Source organism: Eubacterium sp. An11 (assembly GCF_002161065.1).
In the GTDB taxonomy this organism is placed as follows: domain Bacteria; phylum Bacillota; class Clostridia; order Lachnospirales; family Lachnospiraceae; genus Anaerobutyricum; species Anaerobutyricum faecale.
Map to the genome: position 1 here is coordinate 24,002 of NZ_NFLV01000033.1, position 10,999 is coordinate 35,000.

Consider the following 10,999-nt stretch of genomic DNA (forward strand, 5'->3'; position numbering starts at 1 on the left):
TATTATGAGAAAATATTTATTTCCAGTTCTTGGAGTGTTATTTTTGGCAGTACTGGCGCCGATGAGTGTGGATGCCAAAAAAGCAGACGATACAAAAGTAGATTTATATTATTATCAGCCGCCGGAATATGATGTGAATCTTTCAGCGGCAGATATGAACAGCGCGCAGGCAGTTGGCGTTGGCACTTCTGTCAATGTGGATTTTCGTGTGAATGATTATAAGGTATTTAAATTAGCCATACCGGCAAATCAGATTGTGCGTGTTGACTGGGCAAAGAGTGGAAATAACCAGGGCAATCCAAGTTGTATATATTATGATGCCAGCGGCAAGAGAGTGGATTACGAGACGGCTTTCGGTTCGGAAAAGGCGGAAACTTACTATATGTTGGCGTACAGTAACTCTCCAGTGGTAAGTTCCTTCACTGTAAAGAGCATGATGTTCAGTGACAATGTGACGCAGAAGACCAGCGATGGAACTACTTTTGGATTTGTTCCGACTGTGACCGGAACCTATTCCTTCAATGTAAAAGATTCTGATTATAAAAATGTCAGCATGTATATTTCCGGTGAGTACAAAGATTATAAGACTACAGAAGGCAAATATACATATACCGTATCGGCAACTTTGACGGCGGGAAAATTCTATAAGCTGCAAGTCTACAGCCATGGCAAATACACCTTAACCCTCACCAAATCTGCCGCAGCGGACGCCGTAGCCAACCAGATCGCAGCCATCGGTGCAGCGACCACCAGCAACGGCAGCACCATCGATGCAGCGCGGGCAGCGTTTAACGCACTGTCTTCGGCTGAGCAGAAAGTGGTTTCCAATGCGTCCACGCTGACAGCACTGGAGAGTCAGTATGCAAATCTGACCAAACCGTCTGTTGCCAAGGTAAAGATCAAAAAAGTGAAAGCTGCAAAGAAGGGCAAAAAAGCGACTGTAACCTGGAAGAGGGTTTCCGGTGCAGCGGGATATCAGGTAACGTATTCCTTAAAGAAGAAGTTCAAAAATGCCAAGACCATTACAGTTTCTGCCAGCAAGGCAAAAACTGTGCTGAAAAAGCTGAAAAAGAACAAAAAATACTATGTTAAGGTCCGCGCATTTAAGACCTATCGTGGACAGACTTATTATGGAAATTATAGTAAGGTGAAAAAAGTTACGATCAAATAGGTCAAAACAGAAAAATGTAATTTGTGAAACCATCATAGATAAAGAAAAGCCATAGCCAGGGACTCCCGGACTGACGCGTGAACATCTGCGCAGTCCGGGAGCCTTTCGTATATGGAAAATGTACAGAGAAGACGGGAAGACGCGGTGTTTTTTGTATGGCATAAATCGCCGGGGGAATTTTCCCGACTCTTGCATAATGTGATAATTTGGTGTACAATTAATTCTAATTTTAGACTAAGAGAAGTGTGGTGAGAAAGTATGGATGCCCAGAAACAAAGAGTAAACAGAATGCAGAAAGAAATTAGCCAGCCAAAAGATTTTACGGACCCGGAAGTGCTTCATGACCGGTTGATAAAGGCAATTCGGCAGTATCACCCTTCGACGGATCTTTCCATGATTGAAAAGGCCTATCATCTGGCCTGTAAGGCCCATGAGGGACAAAAGAGAAAGTCAGGGGAACCTTATATCATCCATCCTTTATGTGTGGGGATTATTCTGGCGGAACTGGAGCTTGATAAAGAGACCATTGTCGCCGGAATTCTGCACGATGTGGTGGAGGATACGGAGTACACACTGGAAGATATCACCCGGGAGTTCAATGAGGAGGTAGCACTCCTGGTGGACGGGGTGACCAAGCTTGGTCAGTTGTCCTATTCCCATGATAAGATGGATATCCAGGCGGAGAATTTAAGAAAGATGTTCCTGGCCATGGCAAAAGATATCCGGGTGATTCTGATCAAGCTGGCGGACCGTCTGCACAACATGCGGACACTTCAGTATATGAAGCCGGAGAAACAGAAGGAAAAAGCACGGGAGACCATGGATATTTACGCGCCGATTGCCCATCGTCTGGGCATTTCCAAGATTAAGACAGAGCTGGATGATCTGTCTTTGAAATATCTGGAGCCGGAGATTTACGCGGAACTGGAGGAGAAGCTCAATTCCAATAAAGAAGAGAGACAGGCGTTTATTGATTCCATCATCAAAGAAGTGCGAAAACATATCGAGGAAGCGGGCATCCGGGCGGAAGTTGACGGAAGAGTCAAACATCTTTTCAGCATTTATAAAAAGATGCGCAACCAGCATAAGACTCTCGATCAGATTTATGATATTTTTGCGGTTCGTATCAAAGTAGAGACCGTAAGAGACTGTTATGCAGCTCTGGGCGTGATCCACGAAATGTACAAACCGATTCCGGGACGGTTTAAGGATTACATTGCCATGCCGAAGGAGAACATGTATCAGTCGCTTCACACCACACTTATCGGATCTTCAGGAACTCCTTTTGAAATTCAGATACGGACATTTGAAATGCACCGCACTGCGGAGTACGGTATTGCAGCCCACTGGAAATACAAAGAAGGCGGCGGCAGTATTAATAAAGAAGAAGAGAAGCTCAGCTGGCTGAGACAGATTCTTGAGTGGCAGCAGGACATGTCCGATAACAAAGAGTTTCTGGCAATGCTCAAGACAGATTTGGATCTGTTTGCCGAGCAGGTATATTGCTTCACTCCGCGGGGAGATGTGAAGACCCTGCCGGCAGGTTCCGTGCCGATTGATTTTGCCTACATGATACACACGGCTGTGGGGAATAAGATGGTGGGCGCCAGAGTCAACGGACGGCAGGTACCGATCGATTACAAGATTCAGAACGGCGACCGGGTGGAGATCATCACATCCCAGAATTCCAAGGGCCCGAGCCGTGACTGGCTGGCCATCGTGAAAAGTTCACAGGCCAAAACAAAGATTAACCAGTGGTTTAAGACACAGTTTAAAGAAGAAAATATTTTAAAAGGCCGTGAGCTGATTGATAAATACAGCAAGGCCAGAGGAATCACTTTAAGTGATTATATGAAGCCTGAATTCCAGAAAAAATGTATGCAGAAATACGGTTTAAAGACCTGGGATTCGGTGCTGGCAGCTGTGGGACACGGCGGTTTGAAAGAAGGCCAGGTTGTCAACAAGCTGGTGGAAGAGTACGAAAAAGTACACAAGAAGCAGATGACTGATCAGGAAGCCCTCATGGAACTTTCTGAGAAGAGTAAGACAGAGAAGAAGCCAACAAAGGTTCGCAAGAGATCCGGCATTACTGTGAAAGGTATCCATGATCTCTCGGTTCGTTTTTCCAAATGCTGCAGTCCGGTGCCGGGCGACGAGATCATCGGTTTTGTCACCCGGGGAAGAGGAATTTCCATTCACAGGACAGACTGCGTCAACATTTTATGTATGCCGGAAAGCGATCGTTCCAGGCTCATTGACGCGGAGTGGGAAGTGGATGCCGTTGAGAAAAGCGGAGAACTCTATCTCACGGAAATATGCCTGTATGCCCATAACCGGACGGGGATTCTTCTGGACATTTCCAAGATATTTATGGAGCTCAAAGTAGATCTCAAGTCGGTGAATATCAAGACCAGCAAACAGGGACTGGCGACGATTTCGCTTTCCTTTGAGATCAGCGGAATTGAGGAGCTGAATCACATTATCAAGAAACTGCGAAATGTGGAGAGTGTTATTGATATTGAGAGAAACGCCGGCTGATAGGAGGCGGGCGTTTCCGGTAAAAATATGACAGCGACAGTAAAAAGTATTACAGATTAAGAAAATTATGGAGGAAAGACCATTGGGTGAATTAAAAATAGCATGTGCCCAGCTGGGGCCCATTGATACCAATACTTACATTTTGATGGACGATGAGATTAAAGAAGCGGTGATCATCGATCCGGCAGGAAGTCCGGAAGAGCTGATCCGCTTTCTGGAGGATAACGAGTACACTCTGGACGGAGTGCTTCTGACCCACGGACATCATGACCATATCGGCGGGCTTCAGGGACTGAGAGACCACTATGATCCATGGAAACTGCGGGTCTATGCCGCAAAACCGGAACAGGAAGTGCTCATGGTCAAGGATTATAATTTAAGTCCGATGTTTGGCGGAGAGGGATACACCACCCACGCCAATATGATGATTAATGATAAGCAGATTTTTGAAGTGACTTCCAAACACAAATGTCAGTGCCTGTACACACCGGGCCATACCCTTGGAAGCTGCTGTTACTATTTTGCGGAAGAAGGATGGCTGTTTTCCGGCGACACTCTCTTTGCCGGCAGTGTGGGACGGACAGATTTCCCGACGGGAGACGCGCAGACTCTGCTGAAGTCCCTCAACAAGACTGTCATGGCTCTTCCGGATCAGGTGGTAGTATTCCCGGGACACGGACCGTCCACTACCATCGGAGAAGAAAGAGCCACCAACCCATTTGTGGAAAGATAGACCGATGATATATTTGTACCAGAATGATAAAGAATATGATTATGATGTGAGGGCGATTGCGCTGGCTTTTTATGAGCGGGAAAAGATCATTGCCGTGTCGGAGTCAGAGTTTGCCAGATTGTCCGCCGGGGAACAAGGAGAGGAAAATATACGTTTTCTCTCCCTGATTTATGAAGAGAATAAGATCACAGGACGCTTATTTGACAAAACGGAAGCCGATGCCCGACAGACTGTCTGCTGCGATTACCATGATCATGAACACTGTAGAAATGAGGTCTGCCGTTTCCTGTATCGCCTTTTTTCAGAATTTACAGGGCGGACCCTGCCCTGGGGAATGCTGACGGGAATCCGTCCGACCAAAATCGTCATGAAATGGATGGAAGAGCTGGAAGCGGCAGAGGGTGTTGCGCCGGAACAGAAGCGGCACAGCGGGCAGGATGTGAAAATGCCGGAAACTGTCAGGGCCTCTCTGGAAAAAAGATTTTCGGAAGCGTATCTGGCAGATGACCAGAAGGCTCGTCTGTGCGTGCAGGTGGCGTCCCGGGAAAAGGCATTTCTGGACGCGCATCCTTATGAGGAAGAGTACAGTCTGTATATTGGCATTCCGTTTTGCCCTACTACCTGTCTGTACTGCTCTTTTGCGTCTTTTCCGGTATCAAAGTTCGGAGACCGCATGGAAGGTTATATGCAGGCCCTTGGCCGGGAACTGGAATTTGTGTCAGAGGCCTATGCCTGTAAGAAGCTGACTTCTATTTATGTGGGCGGAGGAACGCCGACTGCCCTCAGTGAAGAATATTTAAAAGTGCTCATGGAGCAGATCCATCGTCTCTTTCCGGTGGAAAAAGCCAGGGAGTTTACGGTGGAAGCGGGCCGTCCGGACAGCGTCACCAGAGAAAAACTGCAGACGCTGTATGACGCCGGGGTCGGCAGGATCAGCATTAATCCACAGACCATGCATCAGGAGACTCTTGATCTGATCGGAAGAAATCACACGGTGGAGCAGGTAAAAGAGGCCTTTTACATGGCGAGAGAAACTGGATTTACCAACATCAATATGGATATGATCACAGGACTGCCGGGGGAAGATATTTCCCATGTTCACGGAACACTGGAGGAGATTTTTAAAATGAAACCGGAGAGCCTGACGGTACATTCATTGGCCATAAAACGTGCGGCCCATCTTAACATGGAGATGGATAAGTATCAGAGCCTTGTGAAGGGCAGCACCAACGAAATGCTTTGTGCTGTGGACGAATACTGCGGCAAAATGGGAATGCTCCCTTATTATATGTACCGGCAGAAAAATATTCCTGGCAACCTGGAAAACATCGGATATAGTATCCCGGGCAAAGAATGTTTGTATAACATATTGATTATGGAAGAAAAACAGGATATTATATCCTGCGGGGCAGGTGCCTCGACCAAGTATGTGTTTCCGGAGGAGAACCGGATTGAGCGCACAGAAAATGTAAAGAATATTGACCATTATGTGAATCGTATTGATGAAATGATTGAAAGAAAGAAAAAGTATCTGTAGAATCAGAGGATTTACGAAGAAGAGGAAAAGAGAATGGCATATACTTATGGAGTCCATGACCTGGAGACACCAATCCAGGACTCCCTGGGAGAAGCGATTCTCCATGGGATTGTGGTCAGTAATCTGGCCTATTTCGTAGGAAAGGAAATGGATTTACCGGAAGAAAAATGTCACAATCTTGCGGTGGCAGGTATGGTTCACGACATCGGAAAGCTGCGGCTTCGTTCCTACGTTTATGAAGAAAAGGGAGCTAAATTAAATATCGACGAGCTCAGATATGTGAGACTTCATCCCACGCTGGGATATGCGATCCTGAAAGAACACGGGTATGAAGAAGAAGTTTTGACAGCGGTCCTTTATCATCATGAGAATGCCGATGGAAGCGGGTATCCCAATAATCTGAAAAAAGATGATATTCCGCTGAGCGCTCGTATCCTGCGGGTGTGTGATGCCTTTGGCGCGCTGATTGCCAACCGGGCGTACCGCAGTGCGTTTGATATTGAGACAGCGCTGACAATTATGATTGAAGAAGTTAAAAATTTTGATATGCGAGTATTTTTAGCTTTTCAAAAAGTAACCCAGTCTGACAATATGAAAGAAATGCTGGCCAGTCTGGGAATACAGTAATACAGGAGGAAATAATAATTATGGCTGAGTCAATGAAAGGCCTGAAAAGAACCCATCGCTGTACGGAGGTGACCAGTGCCGATATTGGCAGGACTGTAACTCTGATGGGATGGGTGCAGAAAAGAAGAAATCTGGGAAGTCTGATTTTTGTGGATTTGAGAGACAGAAGCGGACTGATGCAGTTATATTTTGAGGAAGAGACCATTGGGGCGGAAGGATTTGCCAAAGCAGGAAGCCTGCGTTCCGAGTTTGTCATCGCGGTCACGGGAACCGTGGAGAAGAGGAGCGGTGCGGTCAATGAGTCTCTGAAGACCGGAGAGCTGGAGATCAAGGTGACAGATCTTCGTATTCTGTCCGAATCACAGACGCCTCCGTTCCCAATTGACGCGGATATCACGGTGAAAGATGAACTGCGTCTCAAATACCGTTATCTGGATCTGCGCAGACCGAATATCCAGAAGAATTTGATGATGCGCAGCAAAATCGCCATGCTCACCAGACAGTTCCTGGCTGAGGAAGGATTTTTGGAGATTGAGACACCGATGCTCACGAAGAGTACGCCGGAAGGCGCCAGAGATTATCTGGTTCCAAGCCGGATTCATCCGGGATGTTTTTATGCTCTGCCGCAGTCTCCACAGCTTTTCAAACAGCTTCTTATGGTATCGGGCTACGACCGTTATTTCCAGCTGGCAAAATGTTTCCGGGATGAAGACCTTCGTGCCGACCGTCAGCCGGAGTTTACACAGATTGATATGGAGCTGTCCTTTGTGGATGTGGATGATGTTATTGATGTCAATGAACGTCTTCTGGCATTTTTGTTTAAGAAATGTCTTGATGTGGATGTAAAACTGCCAATCCAGCGGATGACCTGGCAGGAGGCCATGGACCGCTTTGGTTCCGATAAGCCGGATCTTCGGTTCGGTATGGAGATTATGGATGTATCTGAATTGGTAAAAGACTGTGGTTTTGGTGTATTTTCCGGCGCAGTGGCAGACGGCGGCGTAGTTCGTGCAGTCTGCGCGGAAGGTCTTGGCGATGTGTCCAGCAAAAAAATGAAAAATATCGAAAAGACAGCGAAAGATTACGGCGCAAAAGGTCTGGCGTATATTCAGCTGAAATCTGACGGAACCATGAAGTGCCCGTTTGCCAAATTCCTGTCGGAGGAAGAACTGCAGAAGCTCATCGAGGCAGTGGGCGCAAAGCAGGGTGATCTGGTTGTCTTTGCCGCAGATAAGTTTAAAGTGGTCTGTGATGTCCTGGGAGCTCTCCGTCTTAAATTTGCCGATGAGCTGAATCTTTTGGATAAATCAGATTACAGGTTTGTGTGGGTTACAGAGTTCCCTCTGCTGGAATGGTCCGAAGAGCAGGGAAGATACACGGCTATGCATCATCCGTTTACCATGCCGATGGAGGAAGATCTGGAATTGATTGATACGGAACCGGGCAAGGTGAGAGCGAAAGCTTATGATATCGTGTTAAACGGAACAGAGCTCGGAGGAGGAAGTGTCAGAATTCACCAGGATGACATTCAGGAGAAAATGTTTGAATGTCTGGGCTTTACGAAAGAACAGGCTCATGAGAGATTTGGATTCCTTCTGGAAGCGTTTAAATACGGAGTGCCGCCTCACGCAGGACTGGCCTACGGTCTGGATCGTCTTGTGATGCTGATGGCAGGGGAAGATTCCATCCGTGACGTGATAGCTTTCCCGAAAGTAAAAGATGCTTCCTGTCTCATGACGAATGCTCCGGATGTGGTGGATGATAAACAGCTGGAAGAACTGCATATTGCGGTGACAGAAGAAAAGGAAGAGGCAGAATAAGAGGGATCCCCGATATAATTCTGTTTATTTTGTGAAGTTTGAAAGACGGCTTTTATTTCAGTCAGAGGGAATAAAAGCCGTCCTTTTTTTGGGCCGGAGGTCCGGTGGAAAAAGATATCAGATTAAAAAACTATTTATTTTTACATTTGTAAAAATAAATAGTTAAAAAATCAATAATAAACTAAAAATTAAGATGAAAAATGAAAAAAAGTAAACATAATATTCTGTTTCTGTTGACAACAGAAGTGGTATCCGATATAATTTAACAAAATGAAAGATTATTTTTATGGATGTGGCGCATGTTTACCGGGAATATGGTATACTGATGTACAACAAGTATTTCGGGAATGTCGGTTTCTCTTTTGAAAGAAATGGAGCCGTCTTCCTCACACGAAGAAAGGTGGATGAATATGAATGAGCTTCAGCTGAAACAGACAGCAAATGAAGTCCGTAAATGGATTGTTACGGCAGTCTACAACGCAAAGGCAGGACATCCGGGAGGATCTCTTTCTGCTGCAGATATGTTTACCTATCTGTATTTCGAGGAGATGAACATCGATCCGGCGAATCCGGATGATCCGGACAGAGACCGCTTTGTGTTGTCCAAAGGACATACAGCACCGGGACTGTATTCTGCTCTGGCCCTCAGAGGATATTTTCCGGTGGAAGATTTAAAGACCCTTCGTCATCTGGGTTCTTATCTGCAGGGACATCCATGTATGCAGCATATTCCGGGTGTGGATATGTCTTCCGGTTCTCTGGGACAGGGCATTTCCGCAGCGGTAGGTATGGCTCTTTCCGCAAAGATCCGTGGAAAAGATTATCGTACTTACACTTTGCTGGGTGATGGTGAGATTGAAGAAGGACAGGTTTGGGAGGCTTCCATGTTTGCCGGAGCCAACCATCTGGATAATCTGGTGGTGATTGTTGATAATAACGGACTGCAGATTGATGGTAATATTGCGGATGTCTGCTCCCCATATCCGATTGATGAGAAGTTTAAGGCATTTAATTTCCATGTGATCAATATTGACGGACATGATTTTAAACAGATTGCAGATGCTCTGAAGGAAGCCCGCGAGACAAAGGGATGCCCTACAGCTATTATCATGAAAACGGTAAAAGGTAAAGGAGTTTCCTACATGGAGAATCAGGCAGGATGGCACGGCAAGGCTCCGAATGAAGAAGAATACAAGATCGCAATGGAAGATTTGGAAAAGGTAGGTGCAGCATTATGTTAGAGGGAAAGAAGATTGCAACCCGTGAGAGCTACGGCAACGCTTTAGTGGAATTAGGAAAAGTTAATGATCAGGTTGTAGTACTGGATGCTGACCTGGCAGGCGCAACGAAGACCGGAACTTTCAAGAAAGCCTTTCCGGAGCGCTTTTTCGACTGCGGTATTGCAGAGTGCAACATGGCAGGTATCGCAGCTGGTCTTGCGACCACAGGCATGATTCCTTTTATGAGCAGCTTTGCCATGTTTGCGGCAGGACGTGCTTATGAGCAGATCCGCAATTCTATCGGTTATCCGCATCTGAATGTGAAGATCGGCGCCACCCATGCCGGAATTTCTGTAGGTGAAGACGGCGCTACACATCAGTGTAATGAAGATATTGCTTTAATGCGTACGATCCCGGGAATGGTAGTGATTTCTCCGTCTGATGATGTAGAAGCAAGAGCGGCAGTCAAAGCAGCGGCAGAATATGTGGGACCAGTTTACCTTCGGTTCGGACGTCTGGCAGCACCTGTGATCAATGATAACCCGGATTATAAGTTTGAGATTGGCAAAGGTATCGTGTTAAGAGAAGGCACAGATATTACTCTGATTGCCACCGGATTGATGGTTGGATATACACTGGAAGCGGCAGAGATGCTGGCGAAAGATGGTATCAGCGCAAAAGTCATCAATATCCATACCATTAAACCGCTGGATACAGATCTCGTTGTATCAGCAGCAAAAGAGACAGGAAAGGTAGTGACTGTGGAGGAACACTCTGTCATTGGAGGATTGGGCGGAGCGGTCTGCGAGGCTCTTTCCGAACAGTGCCCGGTTCCGGTAAAACGTATCGGCGTCAACGATGAATATGGACAGTCCGGTCCGGCAGTGGAATTACTGCATCATTATAAACTGGACGCAGAGGGTATTTACGGACAGATCAAAGAGTTTCTTGTCTGAGCAGTTTCTGTATCATTGTAACGATTGAGAAGTATTGAAAATGTTTACTGTATTTGGAAAGGAGGAAGAAACCGAAGACTGCAAGGTAAAGCAGAAGGAAAGGTTTTTATAAAATAACGATGAAAATAGGCATTGGAAATGATCATGCGGCTTTGGAGATGAAGCTGCAGATTAAAGAATTCCTGGAGGAAATGGGACATGAAGTTGTAGATTATGGTACGCACACTTCCGAAAGCTGCGATTATCCTGTGTACGGAGCAAAAGTGGCAAAGGCAGTGGCTTCCGGTGAAGTGGAACAGGGAATCCTTATCTGTGGAACCGGTGTCGGTATCTCTCTCGCTGCGAATAAAGTAAAAGGTATTCGTTGTGTTGTGTGCAGCGAGCCGTATTCTGCAAA

9 protein-coding genes (1 of these 9 only partly in view) are annotated in these 10,999 nt (G+C 46.2%); all 9 read left to right on the forward strand.

The features are described 5' to 3' along the window. Positions 1 to 4: 4 nt before the first annotated feature. Positions 5 to 1,171, forward strand: coding sequence for a fibronectin type III domain-containing protein (locus B5E53_RS16160; RefSeq protein ID WP_087316894.1), 1,167 nt, complete (start codon positions 5 to 7; stop codon positions 1,169 to 1,171). Between the two features lie 288 nt (positions 1,172 to 1,459). After that, positions 1,460 to 3,709 carry a bifunctional (p)ppGpp synthetase/guanosine-3',5'-bis(diphosphate) 3'-pyrophosphohydrolase gene (locus B5E53_RS16165; RefSeq protein ID WP_343215677.1) on the forward strand — a complete coding sequence of 750 codons (2,250 nt, stop codon included), beginning with the start codon at positions 1,460 to 1,462 and terminating at the stop codon, positions 3,707 to 3,709. 82 nt (positions 3,710 to 3,791) lie between these two features. Beyond that, positions 3,792 to 4,442: an MBL fold metallo-hydrolase gene (locus tag B5E53_RS16170; RefSeq protein WP_162611953.1), complete on the forward strand. Its 651-nt coding sequence runs from the start codon at positions 3,792 to 3,794 to the stop codon at positions 4,440 to 4,442. A 4-nt stretch (positions 4,443 to 4,446) separates the two neighbouring features. After that, entirely contained in the window at positions 4,447 to 5,979 is a 1,533-nt protein-coding gene (gene hemZ, locus B5E53_RS16175) for a coproporphyrinogen dehydrogenase HemZ (protein WP_087316900.1), read from the forward strand. A gap of 33 nt (positions 5,980 to 6,012) precedes the next feature. After that, complete coding sequence (locus B5E53_RS16180; protein WP_087316902.1) at positions 6,013 to 6,606, forward strand: HD domain-containing phosphohydrolase; 594 nt, start codon at positions 6,013 to 6,015, stop codon at positions 6,604 to 6,606. Between the two features lie 20 nt (positions 6,607 to 6,626). After that, the gene (gene aspS / locus B5E53_RS16185) at positions 6,627 to 8,426 is read left to right on the forward strand and encodes an aspartate--tRNA ligase (protein ID WP_087316904.1); all 1,800 of its coding nucleotides are present in this window, start codon (positions 6,627 to 6,629) and stop codon (positions 8,424 to 8,426) included. A gap of 410 nt (positions 8,427 to 8,836) precedes the next feature. After that, the gene (locus tag B5E53_RS16190; protein ID WP_087316907.1) at positions 8,837 to 9,667 is read left to right on the forward strand and encodes a transketolase; all 831 of its coding nucleotides are present in this window, start codon (positions 8,837 to 8,839) and stop codon (positions 9,665 to 9,667) included. Then, entirely contained in the window at positions 9,661 to 10,602 is a 942-nt protein-coding gene (locus B5E53_RS16195; protein ID WP_087316910.1) for a transketolase family protein, read from the forward strand. The genes B5E53_RS16190 and B5E53_RS16195 overlap by 7 nt, the downstream gene beginning before the upstream one ends. A gap of 119 nt (positions 10,603 to 10,721) precedes the next feature. After that, positions 10,722 to 10,999, forward strand: the 5' portion of a protein-coding gene (gene rpiB, locus B5E53_RS16200) for a ribose 5-phosphate isomerase B (protein WP_087316912.1). Its footprint extends 163 nt past the window's final position; the window shows 278 of its 441 coding nt (coding positions 1-278); its start codon is at positions 10,722 to 10,724; its stop codon lies off the right edge, out of view.

Excerpts from the sequence above, each read along its gene's own strand:
- hemZ (WP_087316900.1), top strand. The coding sequence starts at position 4,447 with ATGATATATTTGTACCAGAATGATAAAGAATATGATTATGATGTGAGG.
- aspS (WP_087316904.1), top strand. The coding sequence starts at position 6,627 with ATGGCTGAGTCAATGAAAGGCCTGAAAAGAACCCATCGCTGTACGGAG.
- B5E53_RS16195 (WP_087316910.1), top strand. The coding sequence starts at position 9,661 with ATGTTAGAGGGAAAGAAGATTGCAACCCGTGAGAGCTACGGCAACGCT.
- B5E53_RS16190 (WP_087316907.1), top strand. The coding sequence starts at position 8,837 with ATGAATGAGCTTCAGCTGAAACAGACAGCAAATGAAGTCCGTAAATGG.
- B5E53_RS16180 (WP_087316902.1), top strand. The coding sequence starts at position 6,013 with ATGGCATATACTTATGGAGTCCATGACCTGGAGACACCAATCCAGGAC.
- B5E53_RS16160 (WP_087316894.1), top strand. The coding sequence starts at position 5 with ATGAGAAAATATTTATTTCCAGTTCTTGGAGTGTTATTTTTGGCAGTA.
- B5E53_RS16165 (WP_343215677.1), top strand. The coding sequence starts at position 1,460 with ATGCAGAAAGAAATTAGCCAGCCAAAAGATTTTACGGACCCGGAAGTG.